The organism is Microvirga lenta (assembly GCF_020532555.1).
GTDB lineage: Bacteria > Pseudomonadota > Alphaproteobacteria > Rhizobiales > Beijerinckiaceae > Microvirga > Microvirga lenta.
On the sequence record NZ_JAJBBR010000001.1, the window covers coordinates 195,388 to 219,248 of the forward strand.

Here is a 23,861-nt window from a genome sequence, read left to right on the forward strand (position 1 = left end):
CCGGTTTCATGAAGCTCAAGACCTATCAGGCCGAAACGCTCGACGTCCTGCGCCGCTTTCTCGAGACGGCCCGCATGGCAGGGCCGGCGCGCGCCTACGATGCCATCACGCAGGCATCAGAACAGGCGAAGCGCCTCGGCCGCTATCTCGGCTCCTACAAGGCCCTGGAAGCCCTGCCCGACACGCCTTACGTCTGCCTGCGCCTGCCGACCGGAGGCGGCAAGACGATCCTCGGCGCCCATGCCGTCGCCGTAGCGCGCGACGCCTGGATCGAAAAGGACTTTCCGCTCGTCCTCTGGCTCGTGCCGTCGAACACCATCCGCCTGCAGACGGCGGACGCTCTGAAGAATCCGCGTCATCCCTATCGACAGGCGCTGGACGAGTCTTTTGACGGGCGCGTGCGCGTGTTCGACATCGCGGACTTCACCCAGATCCGCCCGCACGACGTCCGCGACAACCTCTGCATCGTCGTCGGCACGATTCAGACCCTTCGCGTGAGCAACACCGAGGGGCGCAGGGTCTACGCCCATAATGAGGACATGGAGCCGCATTTCTCGGACGTCTCTTCTCGCCTGCAGGGCCTGGAGCGGCTGGAGAACGGCGGCGTGAAGTTCTCCTTCGCGAACCTGCTGCACATCCACCGCCCCCTGATGATCGTGGACGAGGCGCACAACGCCGTCACCGGCCTCACGCGCGACATGCAGGCCCGGGTGAACCCGTGCGCCATCGTCGAGTTTACGGCGACGCCCCGCTTCAACTCCAACATCCTCCACAGCGTCACGGCGCAGGAGTTGAAGGACGCCGAGATGATCAAGCTGCCGATCGTCCTGGCCGAGCACAAGGACTGGCAGGGCGCCGTGAACGGCGCCATCGCGACCCGTGCGAAACTTGAAGAAGCGGCCAGAGGCGAAAACCAGTACCTTCGCCCCATCGTGCTGTTTCAGGCGCAGCCGAAGGATCGGGAGGTCACGGTCGAGGTGCTGAAGAAGCACCTTGTCGAGGTCGAGCACATTCCCGAGGACCGCATCGCCATCGCCACCGGCGACCAGCGCGAGCTCGACGGCCTCGACCTGTTCGATCCGCAATGCCCAATCGAATACGTGATCACGGTCGAGGCCCTGAAGGAGGGCTGGGACTGCTCCTTCGCCTATGTTTTCTGCTCCGTCTCACGCATCCAGAGCGCCATCGACGTGGAGCAACTCCTGGGCCGCGTGCTGCGAATGCCCTATGCGCAGCGCCGAAGGGTGCCGGAACTGAACAAGGCCTATGCGCATGTCTCGGAGACGAGCTTCGCCGCTGCCGCGCACGCCCTCGTCGACAAGCTCACGGACATGGGCTTCAAGGAGGACGAAGCGCCGGAGATGATCGAGGCCGCACAAGGGCACTTCGACGAGACCGGGCTCTTCGCACCCCGCGAGCGGCCGAAGCCCACCTTCCGCTACAGCGTCCCGGCCTCCCCTGCACTCTACGCCGTCCGGGATGCCTCGATCCGCGGCGTGACCCTGAGCGAGATCGGAGATGGACGGGTCGAGATTGCCGTAACCGGACGAATTGCACCGGATGTGGAGCAGATCCTCGCGGAAGCGGTGCCCTCTTCCGAGCGCATCGGTTTCACGGAAGCCGCACGGGCTTATCACGCCGAGATCATGCCGCTTCTCTCGTCTGCCGAGCGCGGCGAGACGTTCACGGTCCCACGTCTCGTCAGCGAAATCCAGGGCGAGCTGGTCTTTGCCGAGACCGAAACGCTCATGGAGCATCACAAATGGTCGCTCCTCGACCATCCGGCCCGGCCTGACGAGAGGGTTTTTTCCATTCCCGACGCAGCCCACGGCTTCGAGATCGACGTCGTGGAAGGCGATGTGAAGCTGCGAAACGCCGAGGAGGGCAGGCAACTCTCCTTGAACATCGAGGTCGAGGGCTGGACACCGGAGAACCTCGCCATCTGGCTCGAACGCCGATTGCACGAGCAGGATATCCACCCGTCCGAGCTTCTGCGCTGGGTGCGCGACTGCGTCGGATATCTGACGAGTGTTCGAAAGCTTCCCATCTCGCATCTGATGCGGGCCAAGTTCCTTCTCGCGAGCACGCTCAAATCGATGATCGCCGACGTCCGAAAGGCCGAGCAGGCGAAGGCCTACAAGCACTACCTGTTCGCACCGGAGGCAAAGGCCAGCATCACCTTCGACCATGGCTTCGTCTTCCGGGACGGCATGTTCGGCGATCAACGGCTCTATCGAGGGCATTGGCGTCCCAACAAACACTTCCTCGGCTTCGATCAGGTGCCTGCCTTCGACGGCTCCGAGCAGGGCGAGGAGCTACGGTGCGCGCAGGCTCTGGATAGTCTGTCCGCCGTGAGATACTGGGTCCGGAATGTAAGCCAGCATCCGAACGCCTTCTGGCTGCCCCTCGCCTCCGGCAAGTTCTACCCGGACTTCGTGGCCCTGCTTGAGGACGGCCGCCTCTTCGCGGTCGAGTACAAGGGCGCTCATCTTGCCGACGAGGGCAACAGGAACACGAACGAGAAGCGCACGGTCGGACAACTCTGGGAGAAGCTGAGCGGAGGGAAAAGCCTCTTCCTGATGGTGGAGGAAGCCGTCGAGGGGAAGGATATGAGAACGCAGATGCTTTCGAAGCTCAACGGATAGTTCGATCTCCAGTCTACGCAGCAGACTTCAAAACAAGAAAAGGGCCGCATCCGCGGCCCCTTCCCTTTTTGCTCTGCGTAATTTTCAGAGCTTGCCGAGGTTGAGGAAGAGCGTTTCGCCGGAGGAATCGTCGACGCCGTCGTTGTCGGTGACGGCGTAGGCGTTGCCCGACGCGTCGATGGTGAAGCCCTCCACCTTGTCGAGCACGTAGCCCTTCGGCGCCTTGAGATCGGGCAGGAGGTCGCGCAGCTCCGTCTTCTTGACGACGGGCAGTTCGCCGCCGAGCGCCACGGGCTTCATGTCGGCCATGGAGACGGCGTAGAGCTTCTTCACCTTGGCGTTCGCGGCAATCTGGTTGTCGCGCTCGATGATGATGACGCGGTCGCCGGCGGCGGTGATCTCGGACAGCCCGATCCATCCGGCATCGGTCTTGTCGAGCGGGTAGCGCACCGCGCTCCAGCTCTTGTCCGCGGGCTTGTAGGCGAGGAGCTTCACCATGCCCTTGCCGTCGTCGGCCCATTCGCGCTGCACGGCGAGCCAGACGGTCTCGTCGGCGCCGGAGCCGGTCACGGTCACGCCCTCGAAGCCGTAGTTCTGCGCGCCCTCCTCGAGGCCTGCCGGAAGCGTGACCTCTTCCTGGATCGCGCCCTTGGCATCGACCTTCACGAGAAGGTTGCGCATCTCCTTCTTCGGGTTTCCTTCGGAAGCGAGCCAGAAGCCGCCGTCCGACGCCGTTGCGATGCCTTCGAGGTCGAGCTTCTCGGCGGCGGCGCCGTTGCGGGTCACCAGCGTCTCGGCCTGGATGGTGGCGAGCTTGGTGGCGGCGTCGATGGTGAGGATGCGCGGGGCGGCGCCGTAGACGCTGTCCGTCACGGCATAGAGCCTGCCGGGTTGCGCCTTGTCGGCCGCGAGGCCGGAAAGAGCGCCCCAGGCGATGGGAAGGCCGTTCTTGTCCTTGGTCGAGCGGATCGTCGGATAGGCCGGGGCCGGGCGCTCCGCGCGCTGGTAGATCATGACATGGGGAGCCGCGCCGCCCTCGCCGTGGAGATCGGCTTCGCTGGTGGCGACGAACAGGTTGCGGTTCGGAAGGGCGAGCAGGCCTTCCGGTCCCATGCCGGTCGGCAGCACCTGGACGAGCTCGGGCGCCGCGCCCGCATCGCGATACACCGCCACGACCGAGGCGCGCTCGGAGCCGACGAAGATCAGGCGGTCCTTGCCGAAGGTGCCGACCTCGACGCCCTCGATTTCGATGCCCTTCTTGTTGCGCTTGTCGGGATAATGGCCGAGCGCCACGACCTCGTGCTCCAGGCTGGCACCGGATTCATAGGCGACGGAGCCGTCCTTGTTGAAGATGGTGAAGCCGCGCGAGCCGCCCTTCCAGTCGCCCTCGTTGGCGGTGACGAAGCGGTTGTTGTCGATCCAGTGCACCGCGTCGGGCTCGCGCGCGACCTTCTCGGCCGAGCCGGTCAGCTCGATCTTCCCGTCCTTCTTCGTGTCGATGTTCTTGAGGTCTGCAGTGCCGGCGGAGAAATGCGCCTCCACCTTTCCGGTCCTACCGTCCACGATGGCGATGTGGCTGTTCTCCTGCAGGGTCACGACGACCTTGCCCTCGTCCGAGACATCGACGTATTCGGGTTCCGGATCGTCCCCGGCGACCGTGGCGAGACCGGTCAGATCCACGGTCTTCAGGCTCGCGCAATCCAGCCTGTCGCCCTGGAGCGGTGCCACCACCAGGGAACCGGCCGGGAGCTGCGGCAGGGCGCCGTCGTTGAGATCCTCGTCGCGCTCGTTTTCAATCGCGACGGCGAGAACGCCCGCATGGGCGGCCACCGAATCCGGCTGGCCCGGCAGCGCGCACTCGGCAACGACCGAGCGCCCTGCGAGATCGACCAGGAGGAGCTTTCCGCTGGGCTTGGCGTAGCTCTCGGACGTGTTGACCGCCACGAAGGCCCGGCCGCCCACCACCTTCACCGAGGTCGGCTCGCCGCCGAGCGCCAGCATGCCGCCGGCCTTCGGCTGCGCCGGGTCAGTGATGTCGATGAAGCCGAGCGCCTTGCGCGGGCTGTCCGTGTAGACCAGGAGCTTGCCGTCCTCGCTCGCCGAGATGATCTCGGCCACGGTCTCGCCCTTCTGGTCGGCATCCGCCGGCAGGTTGGCGGTGATGGGGAAGCTGGCGATGCGGTCGAAATACTCCGCCGCCGAGGCGTTGAGGGCGGTGGCGGACAGAAGGACGGCGGCGAGCGAGCCGGCGGCGAGAGAACGGTGCATGATATCCCCGCGATATGGTCAAGGTGAGCGGGGCTGTGATGCGGCAATCCCATGACGGTCCGATGACGGTGGGTGAGACAGCGTCCCACCCTTCCCATCCGGGCCACTTTGTACCATATTCGTTCTATGGCCAAATCACCGAAAAAGCCCAAGCTTTCCACCGGGAAGGCGTCCAAGCCCGACCTGAAGCCGCTGGATACCTATCTGGCCGATCTCCTCAACCCGGCGGTCAACCGGGAGCGGGAGGCGGCGGAAGGTTTTGCCGAGCGCGCGCAGGAAACCTTCGTCCACGGCGACGTCACGGATGTGGACCCGGCGCTGGCGAAAAGGCTCGGCCTCAAGAGCCCGGACGACGGGCCGGATGCGCCCGAGGAGCTGGGCGATACCGGGCCGCTGGGCACGGGCGGGGTCTCCGCCACGGTGGATGCGCTGACCAAGCTGCTCACCGAAGGCGATCCGCGCTTCAAGCACGGCAAGCCCTGGGTGCCGCACCGCCCGCCGCGCCCCGAGAAGTCGGAAGGCGGCATTCCGTTCAGGATCAAGTCCGACTTCACGCCCGCCGGCGACCAGCCGCAGGCGATCCGCGAACTGGTGGACGGGGTGCGCCGCAGCGAGCGCGACCAGGTGCTGCTGGGCGTGACCGGCTCCGGCAAGACCTTCACCATGGCCAAGGTGATCGAGGAGACGCAGCGCCCCGCCCTGATCCTGGCGCCGAACAAGACCCTGGCCGCGCAGCTCTACGGGGAGTTCAAGTCGTTCTTCCCCGACAACGCGGTGGAATACTTCGTCTCGTATTACGACTATTACCAGCCCGAGGCCTATGTGCCGCGTTCGGACACCTTCATCGAGAAGGAAAGCTCCATCAACGAGCAGATCGACCGGATGCGCCACTCCGCGACCCGCGCGCTTCTGGAGCGCGACGACGTGATCATCGTGGCCTCCGTGTCGTGCATCTACGGTATCGGCTCGGTCGAGACCTATACGGCCATGACCTTCTCGGTGAAGGTGGGCGAGCGCATCGAGCAGCGCCAGCTCATCGCCGACCTCGTGGCCCTGCAGTACAAGCGCATCCAGAACGACTTCGCCCGCGGCACCTTCCGGGTGCGCGGCGACGTGATCGAACTCTTTCCCGCCCACTTGGAGGACCGTGCCTGGCGCATCGGCCTCTTCGGCGACGAGATCGAATCCATCGTCGAATTCGATCCGCTCACGGGCAAGAAGACCAACGATCTGTCCTTCGTGAAGATCTACGCCAACTCGCACTACGTGACGCCGCGCCCGACCCTGCAGCAGGCCGTGAAGGGCATCCAGGAAGAGCTGCAGCACCGCCTGCAGGAACTGACCCGCATGGGGCGCCTGCTCGAAGCGCAGCGCCTGGAGCAGCGCACGCAGTTCGACCTCGAGATGATCGAGGCCACCGGCGTGTGCAACGGCATCGAGAACTATTCGCGCTATCTCACCGGCCGCAAGCCCGGCGAGCCGCCGCCGACCCTGTTCGAATACCTGCCCGACAACGCCCTCATCTTCACGGACGAGAGCCACGTGACCGTGCCGCAGATCGGCGGCATGTATCGCGGCGACTTCCGGCGCAAGGCGACGCTGGCCGAATACGGCTTCCGCCTGCCGTCCTGCCTCGACAACCGGCCGCTCCGGTTCGAGGAATGGGACGCCATGCGCCCGCAATCGATCCACGTCTCGGCGACGCCTGCGAAGTGGGAGATGGAGCAGACCGGCGGCGTGTTCGTCGAGCAGGTCATCCGCCCCACGGGCCTCGTCGATCCGGTGGTGGAGATCAGGCCCGCGCGCAGCCAGGTGGACGATCTCGTGCACGAGGTGAAGGAACTCGCCGCGAACGGATACCGCGCGCTCGTCACCACGCTCACCAAGCGCATGGCCGAGGACCTCACAGAATACATGCACGAGAACGGCATCCGCGTGCGCTACATGCACTCGGACATCGACACGCTGGAGCGCATCGAGATCATCCGCGACCTTCGCCTGGGCGCCTTCGACGTGCTCATCGGCATCAACCTGCTGCGCGAGGGCCTCGACATTCCGGAATGCGCCCTCGTGGCCATTCTCGACGCCGACAAGGAAGGCTTCCTGCGCTCCGAGACGTCGCTGGTCCAGACCATCGGCCGCGCGGCGCGTAACGTGGAAGGCAAGGCGATCCTCTACGCCGACAAGATCACCGGCTCCATGGAGCGCGCCATCGCCGAGACCAACCGCCGCCGCGAGAAGCAGCTCGCCTACAACGCGGAGCACGGCATCACGCCGCAGAGCGTGAAGCGCAACATCGCGGACATCCTGGAGAGCGTCTACGAACGCGACCACGTTTCCGTGGATACGGGCCTCGCCGAGAAGACCGTGGGCCACAACCTCAAGGCCGTCATCGCCGACATGGAAAAGCGCATGCGCGAGGCCGCCGCCAATCTGGAGTTCGAGGAGGCCGCGCGCCTGCGCGACGAGCTCAAACGGCTTCAGGCGACGGAACTCGCCGTCAGCGACGATCCGCTGGCGCGACAGAGCGATGTCGAACGCGATGCGGGCCGCTATGGCGGCTCGCGCAAATACGGCCGCAACGCCAACCTGCCGCCGAAGGGACTGCCGCCCTCGGGCGAGGGTTTCAGCGCCGGCGACGAGGACTCGGACGCCTACGGCCCATTGGGCCAGGGCCGTTCCGACGAGGGCACGCGCATCCGCAAGCCCGGCCTCGACGAGATGGGTCCCGGCACGGACCGGGAGGTGCCCCTGAACTTCCGCGAGCGCCCGCTGCCGCGATCCACGCAGGGGCATGGCGGGCAGAAGCCCAAATACAAGGGCCGGAAAGGACGCTGACAGGCGCCGGAGCCGAGCCGCGCATAAGGATCCGGCCCTTGCCTCTGCCTGGAGGAGAGGTCGGGCCGTGAGGTCCGGGCGGGAGGTCGAGCCCTCTTCGGATGGAGCGCAGGTCGCGTCCCACTGTTCGGAAGGGTCCGGTCGCGTTCCGGTCGTCGCTGTTCACAGACGCATCCCCAGCCCTCATCCTGAGGAGGACCGTCAGGTCCGTCTCGAAGGACGAGGGCTTTTCCGGAATGCACTGGAACCTCCTTTGAGACGCCGCTGTCGCGGCTCCTCAGAATGAGGGTGGAGTTTGGTTGCGACCGTCGTGGATGTGGCGGTGTTCAGCGCGACGTCTTCCCTCCCCCTTGTGGGGAGGGCCAGGGTGGGGGTGCCGGCGCCGGACTGGAACCAGGATGGCGCCCACACCCCCACCTCCACCTCCTCCCCACAAGGGGGAGGAGAGCCGGTCGGCGCCATCTGGTTGAGCCTCGAGCCGGCGAGACCAGTGGGGGAGAGGTTGGACCGCAGGTCCGGGTGAGAGGATGGGCCGTTCCGGATGTGGCGGTGTTCAGCACAACGCTTTTCCCTCCCCCTTGTGGGGAGGGCCAGGGTGGGGGTGTGGGCGCAGGACTGGAACCAGGATGGCGCCCACACCCCCACCTCCACCTCCTCCCCACAAGGGGGAGGAGAGCAGCGCGGTGCCATCCGCGTGAGCCTTCGAACCGGCGCGGCCTGAAATCCGGGGAGGAGAGTTCGGCCGCCCCCTCCGGCGCGAGTTCTCGTCCCCTCCCCACTAGGGAGAGGCAAGCCCTCTCATCCCGTCACAACGGCAGGCTCAGCGAGCAGCGCAGGCCTTCCGGCAGGAACTGCATTTCCAGCAATCCGCCGAGTTCGTGCTTGATGGAGCGCTCGATCAGGCGCGAGCCGAAGCCGAGGCGTTTGGGCTCCTCGACGGCGGGGCCGCCCTGCTCCACCCAATCGACCGCGAGCCGCGTCTGGCCCGAGGCGTCGGCCTCCGCGCGCCAGGAGATGTCGAGGCGGCCGTGCGGCACGGAGAGTGCGCCGTATTTCGCCGCGTTGGTGGCGAGTTCGTGCAGCGCCAGCCCGAAACCCAAGGCCTGCTGGGGCTTGAGCCGCACCGGTTCGCCGGAGACGTTCACGCGGCCGTTGTCGAGCCCGCCATAGGGGATCATCTCGGCGTCGAGGATGTCCTTGAGGGAGGCGCTTTCCCACAGCTCCTGGGTGAGGATGTTGTGCGTGGCCGAGAGCGCCATCAGGCGAGACTCGAACGCCTCCTGGAAGGTGTCGAGGTCCCGGCTGCCGCGCCGGGTGTGCAGGGCCAGCGACTGCACCACGGAGAGGGTGTTCTTCACCCGGTGGTTCAGCTCCTGCACCAGCAGGGCCTGCCGTTCCTGGGCGCGCTTGCGCTCGGTGATGTCGAGGCAGGCGCCGACCATCAGGGAGGGCCCGCCCCTGGCATCGCGCAGGAGACGGCTGCGGGTATACATCCAGCGCTGGGAGCCATCCGGCAGGACGGCGCGAAACTCGTAATCCGCCGTGCCGCCGCTCTCCATGGCCTCTTCCATGGCGCGGTTGATCTGCTCCTGATCGTCGGGATGGACGTAGCGCCGGAAATCCCCGCGCTTGCGCGGTGCGCTCGCGGCATCGAGGTTGAAGAGGCGCACCAGGGCCATGTCCCAATCGACCTCGTTGGCGCGGAAGTCCCAACGCCAGGTTCCCGCACCCGAGGCCTCCAGGGCCGCCACCAGCCTCTCCTGCGCCACTTCGAGCCGCGCCGCGGCAGCCCGGAGCGACGCCGCCGCCGCGATCGACAGGCCGCCGCCGAAGAGATAGATCGCGAGCCCCGTGAAGGTCTGCGGGCCGAACGGCGCCGGCCTCTGCGTGATCGTGAGGCATGCGAACGTCGCCAGGCTTCCCAGCACCAGGGTCGCCACCCCGGCCTCTCCCCCGGCCAGAATCGCCGTCACCAGGACGGCCGGATAGAGGGTGATGAAGGGCAGCTCATCCCCCAGAAGCGGGTCGAGCACATAGCGCACGAGCATCGCCAGCAGCACCGCCGCGAACGCGGACAGGACGGCGACCTCCCGAGGCACAGGGTTGAGCGTGGTAAAGCGCGTGAGCAAGCGAAGCCCTTTGGGTTTTGCCCCGCTATAACATCTATGAAACAGGGTTTCCACCGCTGCCTCGGGCCCGTGAAGGCTGACGCGGATCAGGGCGTTCGGTGACGGCATCCGCCGGGAGCGGATCGGCAGATGGGTTCTATCCCGCGAAAGCCAGCAGTAAAGACGCCGGATCGGCTCCCAATGCCCTCGCAACCGCCACGAACTCGACAACGTCGAGGCGACGCTCGCCGCCCTCGCATTTTGCGACGAACGACTGCGGCTTTCCTAGCCGTTCAGCCACTTCTACCTGCGTGAGGCCCGCTTTCTTGCGCGCTTCTATCAGAAGCTCGCAGAGACGCTGGTGCTGCTGCGTATAGATGGATTTTTGCATCGGCTGCCCTGCCGGGAGAGAGCGAGCTCGGCTAAGTCTCGCCCGACATCACGGCCTTCAGAACGGATGCGGGATCGAGATCGAGAGCCTCGGCGATATCTATGAACTCCATGATATCGAGCCGTCTTTCCCCGCTCTCGTACTTGCTCACGAACGTCTTGTACTTCCCAAGGCGCTGGTTCAGCTCTTCCTGGGTTAGACCCGCCTTCTTGCGGGCATGACGGAGAAGCATACAGAGCCTCTCCTGCCGGGTTGTGTGAATGGATTTCATGTCCGCCCCAATGAAGGCGGCCAGCGAAATATCCCTTTTTGGGAAATCCCCCAAAGTGGTTGATTTCTCCTATTGTAGGAGATTATCTTTGCTGAACCGATGCGCAGATATCCCATGCCCCATTCCTGGAAACGCTCCCGCGAAGCCCGTCTCTGGCAGAGGCTCGATCCGGCCGAGGCCACGCGGGTCATGGCGGATTGCTATGGCGACGGGGCCGGGGCCGAGGTGCTGCTGCGGGCGTTCCTGTCGGAGCGGGACCTGAACCGGCAGGCCGTGCGGTTCTGGCTCAGGGTCTACGAGGCCCTGAATAGCCGGGAGTCTTGCCCTGGGCGTGGCGCGTGAGCGTTCCGGAGCGTGACGTCCTTCACCGCCAGGAGACCGGCGCCAGGGCTGTGGGGTCGATGCGGCTTTGCACGGTCTGCACGAAATCCGACAGGCGGCAGGTTTCCGGCACCGGCGCGGGCGCGCAGCCGGGAAGCGCCAGCACGGCCCGCTCGGGCATGGCGCCCGTGCTCGGCGGCGTGAGCCTGCGGATCTGGTCCATGGTCTGCGCCGTGTAGACGAGACGGACGTAGCGGTCGCCGGTCTGCGTGTCGCGCAGGCGCTCGAAGATGAGCGCGCCCGCGGGCGGCGTGTCGTTCTCCGGATAGCCGCTCAGGGTCCAGCTCACGCCCAGCGTCGCCTGCATGGTGGCGATGTTGGTGTCGTGGCCGACGAGCAGCAGGAGCTTCGACGGGGGCGGCCCGGCCTCGGTCGCGCCCGGCAGGTCGGTGCCCTGCTGGAGCGCCACGGCGATCTGGTGGAGGAGCTGCGATGCGTTGCGTTTGGCGATGTAGGGCGTGCGCAGGGTCACGTCGTACTGCGCCTTGTGCAGGGACAGCAGCGTCTTCACGTCCCCGGCATTCTTCACCCGGCCCCAGCCGACCTGCGCCTCGGGCAAGCCGCCGGAATATTCGAGCCGGATCACCTCCGCCACGGTGGAGGCCATCTGGAGCGGGCCCTTGAGGCTGAGGTCACGGCCCTTGCTCTTGTCGGTGTCGATACCCCAGGGCAGGTCGATGAGCTTGCAGACCTTGCCGAGCCCCTCCTTGGCGCAGGTCTCCCGATCGGGGCCGTGCAGCACCTGGGCGAGGCTGGCGAAATCCGCCGCGTAGCGCGTCTTGGCCGCCTGCAGGCTGCCGCCCATGGCCTCCAGCACGCCCGCCTTCGCCACCTCCTCATCGAGGGGCGCCACGCCGGCCGCGACAGGATGGAACAGGGCATCCGCGGCCTTCGGGTCGAACCCGGCCTGGAGGCCGCAGCCGGGGAAGATGCCCGACAGGATGGCGTTCGCCGTCGCCTTCGTCCGCTCGGCCTTGTCGGCCCAGGCGAAGAGGTCGCCCGGCGCCGGGCAGGTGCCGGGCTCGATGAAGCCGGGGCCGGCGTAGAGGGTGCGGTAATGCAGACCCATCAGGATGGCCGCCGTGGCCCCGTGGGGCGTCAGGTCGCCGTCTGGCACGGGCCAGGTCGGCCAGGGATCGACCGAGAGCGGATCGAGCGCCTTCTGGTCCGTCGGCGGGCGCACCCCTGCTCCGCGGCGGCAAGGCGAAGGACGTTCTCAAGGGGTATGGCGGCAACGACCGCCTGTATGGCGGCGACGGAGACAACGTTCTCGACGGCGGCGTCGGCAACGATCGTCTCTTCGGCGGCTCGGGCAACGAGAATCTGATCGGCGGAAGCGGCAATGACCGCATCTCGGCCGGGCTGGGTGACGACGTGCTCGACGGCGGCACCGGCAACGACCGCCTGGACGGCGGCATCGGCAACGACATCCTCGACGGCGGCGCGGGGATCGACAAGCTCTTCGGCGGCGCGGACGACGACGTTCTCAACGGCGGCGGCGGCCGGGACTTCCTCTCCGGCGGCAAGGGTGCGGACACGTTCGTCTTCGACGCCAAGTTCGGTGTCGACCGCATCACCGATTTCACCCAGGGCGAGGACAAGATCGACCTCACGAGCCTCGGCGTGGCGGCTTTCGAGGACCTGACGATCACCTACCGCGGCAAGACGGCCACCATCGTCACGGACGAGGGAACCATCGTCCTGCAGAAGTTCTCCGGCCAGTTGGGCTCGGACGACTTCCTCCTTTGAGCAGGCGGTCGGAACCGTTCCGGTCGAGCCGGGAAACCGGAAGGGCGGCCTTGCGGGCCGCCCTTTTTCGAGCGCCGTGCGCCTCGCCCAAGGGGATGGAGGCATGATCATCCCTCGGGATGAGCAGCGCGGCGGCGGAATGTGGGAAAACCGGGTGCCGGACAAAAAGAAAGCGCCCGGAGGGCGCTCTTGGAGGTTTTCGGCCATGGGGGCAGAAAAGGCCGAAGTTGCAAGGATAACGCCGGCGAAGGGTCATTGTTCCCCCACGACCGAAAATTTTTAAATTTTTATTTGAAACATTATCACTTGCCCTTACGGCACCAAATCAGATACGGAAGGGGTATCCCATGGGGCAGAAATGGGCCAGAGGGTCGCGAACACGGTCATTCTCAAAGACCGGGCGCGGCCCTTTTCATTGAGGCTCCCAGGCGGACCGGTCTCTTTTGCCGCCAAGGTCCCGCCGCTACCGAATGGGTAGGGACATCTCAGCCTTCGGGGTAGGAGCCGGTGCGGAAGCGGTCAAAAAGAAAGCGCCCGTCGAAGGGCGCTTTGAGTTGTTCGGCCTGTAGGGGCAGAAGGGCCGAAGTGCCCATCAACGCTACCGGCGCCGGATGGTTCCAAGTTTTTTTCAAAAAAGTTGTACCCCCTCCCTGAATCGGGACTGTCGCTAGGTTACTACGTTGCTTAAAGAAGAGTTGCTCACGGGGGCAGAGTGAGCACGAGGTCGCGCACACGGTCACGCATTTTAAGACCGGGCGCGACCTTTTTTCATGGGCCAAAGCCCGTCCGCGGCCGGGCAGGGACCCGGAATCCGGTTGTTCCTCCCATGACCCCATGCAATCCTGACGTAACGGCACTTGAAAGAAGCCGGAGACGAACGGGGGCAGGGGATGCGGAGAGTTCTGGCGGCGTTTCTCGCCGCGTGCGGCCTGACGGCGCCGGTGGGCGCGCAGGCCGATATCATTCTCGACAAGGTGGTGATCTTCAGCCGGCCAGGTCATGCCCGCGGGCCCCATTGATCTTCGCCATGTTCAACTCTGAGAAATTGCCCGGGTGGGCAGGAGGACATGCGGAGTGTCCACATGCGAAATCCTAGCATGGGCAGGGTTTGATGACTCGGATCTGAACAGGGTAAGCTTAACGGGCGGCCGCAGGCGGACCGGCGCTTCCCGCCAGCCTGCGGCCGCCCTCGTGTCACAGCCGCCCCAGCAGCATCAGGACGATGAGGACGAGCAGGATGACGCCGAGCACCCCGCTGGGTCCGTAGCCCCATCCGCGGCTGTAGGGCCAGGCCGGAGCGGCGCCGATGAGGAGCACGATGACGATGATGAGGAGAAGAGTACTGACTGCCATGTGAGTATCCGTTTCAGGGCACGGAAAGCGGCCGGACACCCGCAGAATGCCGCACTTGCGGGGCGACGGATGCGGGCCCATTCCGTGACAAGGTTGCCTGCCCGGAGAAACTTGGCGGTAAGGATTAAGTTCCCGCGCGCGGCCCCGCGCCCGCGGGAACATCGCTCAGCGCCGAACGTTGTTCCTGCGGCGATTGGGTGCCGCCGTGAGTGCGACCCTGAGACAAGGTCGTTCCCCCGAATGGATCAGGATGACCCAATGGCGAGTAAGAGTCCCAAGAATATGCCCCACCTCGATCCCGATCCCGTCCCGGGCCTCGAAAAGTCCCCTGCGCTCACCCGCTCCGTCCAGGCCCAGCTCGGACAGCGGCTGCGTCAGTTCTATGAATCGCTCGCGCTCGGCGAGCAGCCGGTACCCGACCGCTTCATCGAGATCATCAATCGCTTGGATCAAGGGCAGCCGGAGAAGAAGCAGTCATGAGCATCGACGTCACCCTTCGGGATTCCATACTCAAGGCGACGCCGAACCTTCGCGCTTTCGCGATCTCCCTCACCAACAACGTCGATCGCGCAGACGACCTCGTGCAGGAGACGCTCATGCGCGCGATCTCCAACATCCACCGCTTCCAGCCCGGCACGAACATGCAGGCCTGGCTCTTCACCATCCTGCGCAACCTGTTCCATTCCGAATACCGCAAGCGCCGCCGCGAGGTGGAGGATGCGGACGGGAAATACGCCGCCACCCTCTCCGTTCAGCCGGATCAGATGCCGCATCTCGATTTCGAGGATCTGCAGAAGGCCTTGGCCCGGCTGCCGCACGACCAGCGCGAGGCGCTGCTTCTGGTGGGAGCGTCGGGCTTCTCCTACGAGCAGGCCGCGGAGATCTGCGGCTGCGCCGTGGGAACCATCAAGAGCCGGGTCAACCGTGCCCGGAACCGGCTCGCCGAGCTGATGCACTTCACCGACATGGAAGAGGACATCGGCCCCGACCGCGTCACCCTCTCCGTGGTGCAGGCGGTCGCCTGAGAAAGGCCGTGTCCTTTAGCGACGCCGGAACTGCTGACCGCCACGCTGCGGCGGACGGGGACCGGTCGGAGCGCCAGAATCCTTGTGGCGGAAGATGAGGCGTCCCTTCTCGAGATCGTACGGGGACATTTCCACCGTCACGCGGTCGCCGGCCAGGGTCTTGATGCGGTTCTTCTTCATCTTGCCGGCCGTGTAGGCAATGACCTCGTGCCCGTTGTCGAGTTGCACGCGATAGCGCGCGTCGGGCAGAATTTCGGTCACAAGTCCTTCGAACGTGATGAGCTCTTCCTTTGCCATGCAAAGCCTTTCGTCGTGTAATAAAAAAAGCCGCCCCTTGACCGGAACGGCGACATGCAAGAGGGCGCGACAGGCGCGCCCCCGAGCATTGAACCTTACGCGTTCTGCAGATTCACTGCAGAGGTGCGACCGGTGCGCTGGTCGGTCTGGAGCTCGTAGGAGAGCTTCTGACCCTCGCGCAGGCCACGCATGCCAGCCCGCTCGAGAGCGGTCGCATGGACGAACACGTCCTTGCCGCCGTTGTCCGGCTGGATGAAACCATAGCCCTTGGTTTCATTGTACCACTTCACGGTTCCCGTTTCCATGGGAATTCCTTTCACTGTCGTTTGCACGTGGGCGGCGTCCGCCCGTTAGTCGATATTGGTAGAGAGAAGCAACGTGCGCCCGGCAGTGCCAAAGCGAAGTAGCCCAGTCGTCCGGCCAAATGTCGATGCGTTTTAAGTAGGGGACGGAGGCTTAAAAGGCAAGGCATCGGCCTTACGCCTCATTGAGTACCTCAAGCATTCCTGATGCTTGAAATCACCGCCTGGAGGGCCTCTTCGCCCCCTTGCGTGAAGCGGATTTCCTCGCCGTCCGCCTCGATCAGACCGCGGTCGCGAAGCTCGGCGACCGCCGCGTCGCTCGCCTTGTGACCGACGCCGTCGCGCTGGACCACGCTCCTCACGGCCTGGCCGCTCGCCAGCTGGTGGTACGCCGCGAAAGCGAAGACGGCCAGCGCGGCCTCGCTCAAGCCCGAAATGCTCTGTGTCATGGATCCTCAACCGGATGCGAGCGGCCCGCGATCGTCGCCGCTCCGGTTCAATGCCTTGGCGCGGCAGGCGTTCAAGCGCGGCCGTCAAAAAAGCGCGCATGGCACCGGGCGGCGCGCAGCGTTCAGGAACCCCGGTCCTTGCGCCTCCGTTGGTCCAGGGCGGCATTCGAAGGCGATGGCCGCCTCCCCTACCAGAACATCGAGGAGCGATTTCATGGCCAACGATCGTTATCGTTATGAGCGGGACCGTTATCGCGACCGGGATACCGGCTGGCGCGACAGGAACGAGGAGCAGGCCTCCCGCGGCCGCTATGCCGGGTACGGCAGCGCCAGCGAGGACGACGGCTACATCGCCCGGCGCGGCTTCGGCAACGACAGGTCGGGCTACGGGGGCGGGCGGCGCGACGATGAACCGGGACGCGAACGGGATTTCGGCGATTCCGCCGGCTACGGAACGGGCGGCTCGGCCCTCGACTGGCGCGAGGTCATGGGCGAGGACACCAAGTCCGACCGTCGCTCCTACGACAGGGTTTTTGGACAGGATCGGGGCCGGGAGAATCCAGGTTACGGCTCCTCCTACCGCCGCGAAGGAGACCGTTCGGACACGGGCTATTTCGGCCGCGGCTCCCGTGATTACAACGAGGATCGCGGGTTCTTCGAACGGGCCGGCGACGAGGTCAGGTCCTGGTTCGGCGACGACGATGCCGACCGGCGCCGGGACACGGACATGCGCCGCGCCGAGTCCCATCGTGGACGCGGTCCGCGCGGCTACCAGCGCTCCGACGAACGCATCCGGGAGGACGTGAACGACCGCCTCACGGACGACCCGCACCTCGACGCGTCCGAGGTCGAGGTGTCCGTCTCCAACCGGGAAGTGACCCTGACGGGCACCGTCAACAGCCGGTTTGAGAAGCGCCATGCGGAGGACCTCGCCGAGAGCGTCTCCGGCGTCACGCACGTTCAGAACAACCTGCGCATCCAGCAGGCCGCCGATGCCGGCATCGCCGGCAGCATGCTGTCGGGGGAAGAGAGCCGCTCGACGCCTGCGACAGGCGGTTCCGGCACCGGTACCGCGCGCCGGCGCTCCACAAGTTCGTCGCGCACCTGATCCGCTCGGATGGGGGCGTCCCGGGACGGGATGCCCCCGCCCCCTCCCCTGGGATTCGAGGCTGTGGACCGAACGGAAAGCCCTTGCCTTTCCCTCGCCGTCTTGCAACCCCATATCTGGCGAGGAGGACAAGGACGACATGGCAGGTATTTCCGTCACGCTCGAGGGCGACAACATCCAGCTCGCGTTCCAGAAGGGCGACCAATCGACCGCTGTGGTCATGGACCCGCAGGCGGCGCGCTCGCTCGTGAAGGCGCTGAGCCAGCTTCTCACGGCGATCGGCGAAGGCACCGAGGAAGGCGGCGAGACCACCGAGGAAATGGTCGATGTGACCTCGCCGACCATCGATGTCGGCATGGACGAGCACGGAATGGCCGTGGTCGCGCTTCAGGCCGGATTGCTGCCGCCCTTCATGCTCCGCCTGAAGGACGACGAGGCACGGCACATCGCCACGAGCCTCCTGGAAATCCTCAACAGCCCCCGGGACGTGCGCCTTTCCCTCGGCGGGCACTGAACGGGCGGGTGAAGGCGGGAAGCCTCGCGATTGCGCCAAGAGCCGAGGAACTTCGTAACCGTCATCCGGTTGTCGAACGCAGGCATCACGGACCTTGCTTTGGACAATGTTGATGACGGTTCACCATCCAGACTTCCCTTCGACGGATCAGCAGGGCATTCCGGCTTTCGATGCCAAGGCTGAACCAACGCTGACCTATCCGGAATCCGAGGCCTTCTATGCGGAGGCGCTGCGGGAGCTGAACCAGCTCGGTCTGCCGTTCCTGCTGGCCGGCACCTATGCCCTGTCCGCCTATACGGGGATCACCCGCCCCACCAAGGACCTGGACATCTTCTGCAAGGCCGGGGACTACACCCGCATCCTCTCGCACTTCAAGAATCTGGGGCACGCGGTCGAGATCGAGGACGAGCGCTGGCTCGGCAAGGTCTACAAGGGCAAGTACTTCTTCGACGTCATCTTCGCCTCCTCGAACGGCACGATGCCGATCGGCGACCACTGGTTCGAGCACGCCCGCCAGATCGAGGTGTTCGGCACGCCGGTGAAGATCGTGGGGCCGACGGAGCTCGTCTGGTCGAAATGCTTCATCCAGCTGCGCCACCGCTACGACGGCGCCGACGTGGCGCACACGATCCTCAAGGCCCACGACCAGATCGACTGGCAGCGGCTGCTCGCCTATATGGAGGTTCATTGGGAGGTGCTGCTGATGCACCTGCTGAACTTCCGCTGGATCTATCCCACGGAGCGGGACAACATCCCCCGCTGGGTGATGGACGAATTGCTGGACCGGCTCTCGAAGCAGCTCAACCTGCCCCCGCCGCAGATGAAGGTCTGCCGGGGACGCATGTTCTCCCGCGTGGACTACGAAATCGACGTGAAGCAGTGGGGCTTCGCCGATGTGGGCGGCGAAGGGGAATGGCGCAACGACTGACGCCTGCCGGATTTCGGGCAGGACGCGCCGGCAGCCCTGCCGCCGACGCGATTCCCGATCAGTACCGGGTGCCCGGATTGGTGGGATTGCCCGGAAGATAGTCGGGCTCCGAGCCCGGACCCTTCGGATCGGTGATGCCGGGATCGTTGACGGGGTAAGGCGTACGCGGCCCCGTCGGCCCTTGATCCGGGGTCTCGTCCGGAAGCGGAGCGGGCGGCACCTCGCTGGGCACGTTGCCGCCTGGGATCGGCTCGTTCGTCGGGTTGCCGGGGTTGACCATGCTCTACTCCTCGTTCCGTTGAACCGTTTTCAGGTCAACAGGTCGGGGATGGCCGGGTTCCGCTCATCGCCCCCGGAACTCCCGGATCGCTCGCCCGTTCCCAAGGCATTCCCGAGAAAATGGAGAGCGCTATGCCTGACATCAAACAGGCCAGGATCCTGATCATGGCGACAGACGGCTTCGAGCAGTCGGAACTGATGGTTCCGCAGGAGAAGCTCGCCGATGCCGGAGCAACCGTCGAGGTCGCGGCTCCGAAGTCCCGCATGAAATCCGGCAAGATCTACGGCTGGGACGAGAGCGACTGGGGCAAGACGGTCTCGGTCGACAAGGACATCGAGGACGTGAACCCGGCCGAGTACGACGCGCTCGTGCTGCCCGGCGGCCAGATCAATCCGGACAAGCTCCGCGTGGAGCAGAAGGCCATCGAGATCATCCGCGCCTTCTACTCGTCCGGCAAGACGGTGGCGGCCATCTGTCACGCGCCCTGGCTGCTCATCGAAGCGGGCATCATCAAGGGCAGGAAGTGCACCTCCTACCACTCGATCAAGACCGATGTGATCAATGCCGGCGGCGACTGGCGCGACGAGACGGTGGTGACGGATCACGGCCTCATCACCAGCCGCAATCCCGGCGACCTCGACGCCTTCGTGTCCAAGATCATCGAGGAGATCCGCGAGGGCTCGCATTCCGGACGCCGCATGGCGGCCGAGTAGGCCCGCTAGGCGCGAACGACAAAAAAAAGCGGCCGGTCGAACCGCCCGCTTCTTCATTTCTCGATGTGCCCCGGCATCAGCTCTGCTGAATGGCGGAGAGCTTCCACGAACCGCCCTGATCCCTGCGGAAGGTCCAGAGCTCCGTGACCTCCACCGGGTTCACAGGATCGCCTCCGACCACGCGGCCCGTCGCCTTCTCGGTCACCGCGTCGATCAGCGAGTAGCGCATGGCGACCGTGGCATAATCCGTGCCGCCCTCGCGCCAGGCCTCGGCCAGATCGCCCTGGAGCAGGCGCACGTCCGAGACCGAGTTCTTCAGCCCCTGCGATGCGTTGTCGTTGAGCTCTTCCTGGATATATCCGGCCATCTCGGGCGTCGTGATCGACCAGAGATTGGCCACGTCGCCCCGGGAATAGGATTCCTGGACCTCGATCAGCGCCCGCTCGAAGGCCTCGTAATCGCGCTCGCCGATTCCAATCTCGTCGCGCACGCCCGGGCGAGGCCGCGGAGCCTGCCGTCCGAGCCCGCCGAGGGCGCTGCCCATGCCGCCAATGCCCCCCATGCCGCCGATCCCGCCAGCCAGGGGTCCGCGGGGCGCGTCGCCAGGCGCCGAAGAGCGGGCGTAGCCCTGACCCGGTCCGCCATAGGCCGGCTGCTGCTGCCGCCTGCGGAACCAGTTCATGGCGAAGCGGACCAGCAGCACCACCAGGCCGATCTGGAGCAGAAGTCCCAGCATCGAGGCGAGCCCGCCGAGGCCGCCGAAGAAGCCGTTGCCCATCAACAGGCCGAAGAGACCTGCGCCGAAGAGACCGGCCATCAGGCCCGTGCCGAAACCGAAGCGGCGCGGCTGCGCGGCCGTAGGCGCCGGCATGCCCGGACGGTTGACCGTCTGGCCCTGGTTCGGAACCTGCGAGCGCTGGATCGGCGCAGCCGTTCCCGGCGCCGTATTCGTGCTCGGAGGCGCGCTCCAGGTGCGGGCGCCGCGCGATCCGAAACCGCCCCCACGGCCGACGCGAGCCTCAGCCGCACTCCCGGCAAAGACCAGAGCGGCCGCCAGGGCGATCATGACGCGGCTTCGGCGAGAAGCAATTTTCATCATCTGTGTTTCTTTCCATCCCTAGGAGCCGAACGCTCCTTTCCCGATATGTGGGAAGAGCGCCCTCTTTTCGTAAGACCCTTCCGGCCGCCGCCGGTCCGATTTCGGCAGGATGCCGGGAGAATCTCGGATTGTTCGATTCCTGTTCTCCTATAGGAACATTGGGGCCCGAAGCCCTGTCCCAAAAGAAGAAGATTGTCCCGACGCCCTTCGGCCATCCCCGTTATCCACAGCTGAGCGACTCGACAGGCGGCAATGCGAATGTTCTCTTTTTGTTCGAAAGAACAGGAGGCGGGCAGGATGCGCAGACCAACGGGCCTGGAGCGGCTTTACGTGGATTTCGACTCCTTCTTCGCCAGTGCGGAACAACACCTCCAGCCCCGCCTTCGCGGCAGGCCGGTCGGGGTCATCCCGGTCGAGTCGGAGCATACGGGCCTCATCGCCGTCAGCCGGGAAGCGAAGGCCCTCGGCCTCAAGCGCGGCACCTTCGTGCGCGACGCGAAGCGGCAATGCCCCGGCCTGGTGCTCGTGACGGCGCGGCATGAACGCTACGTGGACCTTCACAAGAAGATCGTCGAGACCGTCGAGCGGCTGATTCCCGTCAAGGCGGTCTGTTCCATCGACGAGGTGGTCTGTGAGCTCTCCCCCTCCGAGCAGCCTCATGCGGTGGCCCTGGCGAGGCGGGTGAAAGCCGCCATCGCCCGCGAGATCGGCCCCTCCCTCACCTGCTCGGTCGGTCTGGGGCCCAACGAACTCCTCGCCAAGATCGCGGCGGAGATGGAGAAGCCCGACGGGCTCGTGGCCCTTCATCCGGACGACCTGCCTGGAAGGCTCCTCTCGCTTCCGCTGAAGGACATTCCCGGCGTCGCGAAGGGCAACGCGGCCCGGCTTGCACGGGCCGGGGTGGGCGACATGGAGGCCCTGTGGCGGCTCCAGCCGAAGGAGATGCGCCGCCTCTGGGGCAGCGTCGAGGGGGAAAGGCTCTGGATGGGGCTGCACGGCTATGCGGTGGAGCGGCCCGAGACCCAGCGGCGCATGTTCGGCCACGGGCGCGTCCTCCCGGCCGACTGGCGGCACCTGGGCGGCGCCTATGCCTGCGCCAGGGTCCTGCTCGTGAAGGCGGCGAGCCGCATGCGCCGCTCGGACTTCGCCGCCCGAGCCCTCGCCCTGTGGCTGACCGACCGGAGCAGCGCCGGCTGGTATGCGGAGGAGCGTTTCCAGCCGACCTGGGACGATCCCTCCCTGCTGGCGCGTCTGGCCAAGCTGTTCGATCTCGCGGAGCGGGAATTGCCGCCGCGGAGCCTGAGCCGCAGCATCCACGTCACCCTGCACGACCTCGTGCCTCTGAACGAGATCGGAAACGACCTCTTCGCCTTCACGCCGGAAGCGCAGCTCAAGCGACGGCTCGAATACCTGTCCCTGCTGGCCGACCGGCTCAACGCCCATTACCGGGGCACCCTGCTGCACTGGGGCCCCTGGACCACCCTTCCGGGCGGCTATGCGGGGGCGAAAATCGCCTTCAACAGGATTCCCGACGCGGAGGATTTCTGATCCCCCGCGCCGGGCGAACGAGAGTCAGGCCGCCTTGGCGGTCTTGGGCTGGACCTCGGCCATGTAGTCCTCCATCAGCGTCTTGGTCATGTTGCCGGGCTGATAGGTGTGGGGGCCGATCTCGGAAACGGGTGTCACCTCGGCGGCGGTTCCCGTGATGAAGCACTCGTTGAAGCTCGGCAGCTCGTCCGGCATGATCCGCCGCTCCGCCACCTCGAAACCGCGGCGCTTGGCCAGGTCGATCACCGTGCGGCGGGTGATGCCGTCGAGGAAGCAGTCGGCGAGCGGCGTGTGGATGATGCCGTCGCGGATGAAGAACACGTTGGCGCCGGTGCACTCGGCCACGCGGCCTTCCCAGTCGAGCATCAGCGCATCCGCATAGCCCCTGCGCTCCGCGCGGTGCTTGGAGATGGTGCAGATCATGTAGAGGCCCGCCGCCTTGGCCGCCGAGGGCGCGGTCGCCGGATCCGGGCGGCGGTACTCCGCCATGTCGATGCGGATGCCCTTCATCTTCTGGGCCGGATCGAAGTAGCTCGGCCATTCCCAGCTGGCGATGGCGAGGTGGATCTTGTTGGCTTGGGCCGCGACGCCCATCATCTCGGAGCCGCGCCACGCCACGGGACGAAGATAGGCATCCTTCTGGCCGTTCTTTTCCAGGACAAGGCGCTTGGCGGCATCGATTTCCGCGACCGAATACGGAATCTCGAAATCGAGGATTTCCGCCGACTTCTTCAGGCGCTCCGAATGCTCGGTCGACTTGAAGATCTCGCCTCCATAGGCCCGCTCGCCCTCGAAGACGCTGGACGCGTAGTGGAGTCCGTGGGAGAGAACATGGAGCTTCGCCTCGCTCCAGGGTACGATCTGCCCGTCGTACCAGATCCAACCGTCACGTTGATCGAAAGGGGTCGCGGACATCGTTTTCTCCTTAAAGTCCGACCTTGTGGCTCACCGGGGTCGTGAAATTTCCGATGCGCTTCCGCGAGATTTGAGTTTCATTCATTTCACAGAAGCGCCTTGACGAGTAACAATCGTCCTGAGATATGTCAACAAGGCTGACTTAAAGTGGATAAGGACGGTGCCTGACGCGATCCCAGCTTTTCGACCCCAGCAGCTCGGCAAGGACATCCTGGCCGAGTCGCCGGCTTACGACCTCATCGAGCTGTTCTTCTTCGCCTATCGGGACTTCGTCAGCGATCCCGACAGGATCCTGGACGAATATGGCTTCGGTCGGGCGCATCACCGCGTCCTGCACTTCGTCGACCGCAATCCCGGACTGACGATCGCGGAGCTGCTCGACATCCTGCGCATCACCAAGCAGAGCCTCAACCGGGTTCTCAAGGAGCTGATCGAGAAGGACTTCATCGAGAGCCGCACGGGCACCTCCGACCGCCGCCAGCGCCTTCTTTACGCTACGGAACAAGGTCACGATTTGGCCGTGAAGCTCGCGAAGCTTCAGACGCGCCGGATCATGCGGGCCCTGGCCGATCTGGATTCGGATACGAAGGAGCACGTGAGCCGGTATCTTCTGAGCCTCATCAACCCCGACGACCGGGCTCACGTGGACCGCCTCGTATTCGGAGCGAAGAAAAGCTGA

25 protein-coding genes are annotated in these 23,861 nt (G+C 65.6%); 13 read left to right on the forward strand and 12 right to left on the reverse strand.

Annotated features, from left to right (window positions below):
- Positions 1-8: 8 nt before the first annotated feature.
- Positions 9-2,645, forward strand: coding sequence for a DEAD/DEAH box helicase (locus LGR44_RS01080; RefSeq protein WP_226736311.1), 2,637 nt, complete (start codon positions 9-11; stop codon positions 2,643-2,645).
- A gap of 84 nt (positions 2,646-2,729) precedes the next feature.
- On the opposite strand, the gene LGR44_RS01085 is transcribed toward LGR44_RS01080, so the two are convergent.
- Complete coding sequence (locus tag LGR44_RS01085; protein ID WP_226736313.1) at positions 2,730-4,913, reverse strand: esterase-like activity of phytase family protein; 2,184 nt, start codon at positions 4,911-4,913, stop codon at positions 2,730-2,732.
- A gap of 126 nt (positions 4,914-5,039) precedes the next feature.
- Between LGR44_RS01085 and uvrB the strand changes: the two genes are divergently transcribed.
- Entirely contained in the window at positions 5,040-7,751 is a 2,712-nt protein-coding gene (gene uvrB / locus LGR44_RS01090) for an excinuclease ABC subunit UvrB (protein ID WP_226736315.1), read from the forward strand.
- A gap of 806 nt (positions 7,752-8,557) precedes the next feature.
- On the opposite strand, the gene LGR44_RS01095 is transcribed toward uvrB, so the two are convergent.
- From LGR44_RS01095 to LGR44_RS01105, 3 genes are all read right to left on the reverse strand, one after another.
- A complete protein-coding gene (locus LGR44_RS01095) occupies positions 8,558-9,880 on the reverse strand; it encodes a sensor histidine kinase (protein ID WP_226736317.1) in 1,323 nt (440 codons plus the stop codon).
- A 136-nt stretch (positions 9,881-10,016) separates the two neighbouring features.
- Positions 10,017-10,250, reverse strand: coding sequence for a helix-turn-helix domain-containing protein (locus tag LGR44_RS01100; RefSeq protein ID WP_226736319.1), 234 nt, complete (start codon positions 10,248-10,250; stop codon positions 10,017-10,019).
- Between the two features lie 31 nt (positions 10,251-10,281).
- The gene (locus LGR44_RS01105; protein WP_264196265.1) at positions 10,282-10,482 is read right to left on the reverse strand and encodes a helix-turn-helix domain-containing protein; all 201 of its coding nucleotides are present in this window, start codon (positions 10,480-10,482) and stop codon (positions 10,282-10,284) included.
- Between the two features lie 153 nt (positions 10,483-10,635).
- Here LGR44_RS01105 and LGR44_RS01110 point away from each other — a divergent pair, with 153 nt between their 5' ends.
- Positions 10,636-10,863: a hypothetical protein gene (locus LGR44_RS01110; protein ID WP_226736323.1), complete on the forward strand. Its 228-nt coding sequence runs from the start codon at positions 10,636-10,638 to the stop codon at positions 10,861-10,863.
- A gap of 22 nt (positions 10,864-10,885) precedes the next feature.
- Here LGR44_RS01110 and LGR44_RS21890 read toward each other — a convergent pair whose 3' ends face one another.
- On the reverse strand, positions 10,886-12,085 hold the full coding sequence (locus tag LGR44_RS21890; protein WP_226736325.1) for a histidine-type phosphatase: 1,200 nt from the start codon (positions 12,083-12,085) through the stop codon (positions 10,886-10,888).
- Between the two features lie 2 nt (positions 12,086-12,087).
- Between LGR44_RS21890 and LGR44_RS01120 the strand changes: the two genes are divergently transcribed.
- Together LGR44_RS01120 and LGR44_RS21700 are read left to right on the forward strand one after the other, a co-directional pair.
- The gene (locus LGR44_RS01120) at positions 12,088-12,651 is read left to right on the forward strand and encodes a calcium-binding protein (RefSeq protein ID WP_226737076.1); all 564 of its coding nucleotides are present in this window, start codon (positions 12,088-12,090) and stop codon (positions 12,649-12,651) included.
- Between the two features lie 890 nt (positions 12,652-13,541).
- Entirely contained in the window at positions 13,542-13,670 is a 129-nt protein-coding gene (locus LGR44_RS21700; protein WP_264196266.1) for a hypothetical protein, read from the forward strand.
- Between the two features lie 175 nt (positions 13,671-13,845).
- Here the strand turns inward: LGR44_RS21700 and LGR44_RS01125 are convergent, their stop codons facing one another.
- On the reverse strand, positions 13,846-14,004 hold the full coding sequence (locus tag LGR44_RS01125) for a DUF3309 family protein (RefSeq protein WP_226736327.1): 159 nt from the start codon (positions 14,002-14,004) through the stop codon (positions 13,846-13,848).
- Positions 14,005-14,262: 258 nt separating this feature from the next.
- On the opposite strand from LGR44_RS01125, the gene LGR44_RS01130 reads away from it, so the two are divergent.
- Both LGR44_RS01130 and LGR44_RS01135 read left to right on the forward strand, forming a co-directional pair.
- A complete protein-coding gene (locus LGR44_RS01130) occupies positions 14,263-14,484 on the forward strand; it encodes a NepR family anti-sigma factor (protein WP_226736329.1) in 222 nt (73 codons plus the stop codon).
- On the forward strand, positions 14,481-15,029 hold the full coding sequence (locus LGR44_RS01135) for a sigma-70 family RNA polymerase sigma factor (RefSeq protein WP_226736331.1): 549 nt from the start codon (positions 14,481-14,483) through the stop codon (positions 15,027-15,029). The genes LGR44_RS01130 and LGR44_RS01135 overlap by 4 nt, the downstream gene beginning before the upstream one ends.
- Positions 15,030-15,044: 15 nt before the next feature.
- Here the strand turns inward: LGR44_RS01135 and infA are convergent, their stop codons facing one another.
- The 3 genes from infA to LGR44_RS01150 all read right to left on the reverse strand — a co-directional run bounded on the left by infA (position 15,045) and on the right by LGR44_RS01150 (position 16,077).
- Complete coding sequence (gene infA / locus LGR44_RS01140; RefSeq protein WP_226736334.1) at positions 15,045-15,326, reverse strand: translation initiation factor IF-1; 282 nt, start codon at positions 15,324-15,326, stop codon at positions 15,045-15,047.
- A 95-nt stretch (positions 15,327-15,421) separates the two neighbouring features.
- Entirely contained in the window at positions 15,422-15,631 is a 210-nt protein-coding gene (locus LGR44_RS01145; RefSeq protein WP_114770095.1) for a cold-shock protein, read from the reverse strand.
- A 191-nt stretch (positions 15,632-15,822) separates the two neighbouring features.
- Complete coding sequence (locus LGR44_RS01150; protein WP_226736336.1) at positions 15,823-16,077, reverse strand: hypothetical protein; 255 nt, start codon at positions 16,075-16,077, stop codon at positions 15,823-15,825.
- Between the two features lie 214 nt (positions 16,078-16,291).
- On the opposite strand from LGR44_RS01150, the gene LGR44_RS01155 reads away from it, so the two are divergent.
- The 3 genes from LGR44_RS01155 to LGR44_RS01165 all read left to right on the forward strand — a co-directional run bounded on the left by LGR44_RS01155 (position 16,292) and on the right by LGR44_RS01165 (position 18,627).
- The gene (locus LGR44_RS01155) at positions 16,292-17,185 is read left to right on the forward strand and encodes a BON domain-containing protein (RefSeq protein ID WP_226736338.1); all 894 of its coding nucleotides are present in this window, start codon (positions 16,292-16,294) and stop codon (positions 17,183-17,185) included.
- Positions 17,186-17,324: 139 nt separating this feature from the next.
- A complete protein-coding gene (locus LGR44_RS01160) occupies positions 17,325-17,699 on the forward strand; it encodes a hypothetical protein (protein ID WP_226736340.1) in 375 nt (124 codons plus the stop codon).
- Positions 17,700-17,811: 112 nt separating this feature from the next.
- Complete coding sequence (locus LGR44_RS01165; protein ID WP_226736342.1) at positions 17,812-18,627, forward strand: nucleotidyltransferase family protein; 816 nt, start codon at positions 17,812-17,814, stop codon at positions 18,625-18,627.
- A gap of 58 nt (positions 18,628-18,685) precedes the next feature.
- On the opposite strand, the gene LGR44_RS01170 is transcribed toward LGR44_RS01165, so the two are convergent.
- On the reverse strand, positions 18,686-18,907 hold the full coding sequence (locus tag LGR44_RS01170) for a hypothetical protein (RefSeq protein WP_226736344.1): 222 nt from the start codon (positions 18,905-18,907) through the stop codon (positions 18,686-18,688).
- Between the two features lie 131 nt (positions 18,908-19,038).
- Between LGR44_RS01170 and LGR44_RS01175 the strand changes: the two genes are divergently transcribed.
- Entirely contained in the window at positions 19,039-19,620 is a 582-nt protein-coding gene (locus tag LGR44_RS01175; RefSeq protein WP_226736346.1) for a type 1 glutamine amidotransferase domain-containing protein, read from the forward strand.
- A 76-nt stretch (positions 19,621-19,696) separates the two neighbouring features.
- On the opposite strand, the gene LGR44_RS01180 is transcribed toward LGR44_RS01175, so the two are convergent.
- Complete coding sequence (locus LGR44_RS01180; protein ID WP_226736348.1) at positions 19,697-20,719, reverse strand: Tim44 domain-containing protein; 1,023 nt, start codon at positions 20,717-20,719, stop codon at positions 19,697-19,699.
- Positions 20,720-21,016: 297 nt separating this feature from the next.
- On the opposite strand from LGR44_RS01180, the gene LGR44_RS01185 reads away from it, so the two are divergent.
- On the forward strand, positions 21,017-22,267 hold the full coding sequence (locus LGR44_RS01185; protein ID WP_226736351.1) for a Y-family DNA polymerase: 1,251 nt from the start codon (positions 21,017-21,019) through the stop codon (positions 22,265-22,267).
- A gap of 24 nt (positions 22,268-22,291) precedes the next feature.
- Here LGR44_RS01185 and LGR44_RS01190 read toward each other — a convergent pair whose 3' ends face one another.
- Entirely contained in the window at positions 22,292-23,182 is an 891-nt protein-coding gene (locus LGR44_RS01190) for a branched-chain amino acid aminotransferase (RefSeq protein WP_226736353.1), read from the reverse strand.
- A 160-nt stretch (positions 23,183-23,342) separates the two neighbouring features.
- Here LGR44_RS01190 and LGR44_RS01195 point away from each other — a divergent pair, with 160 nt between their 5' ends.
- Entirely contained in the window at positions 23,343-23,861 is a 519-nt protein-coding gene (locus tag LGR44_RS01195; RefSeq protein WP_404809896.1) for a MarR family winged helix-turn-helix transcriptional regulator, read from the forward strand.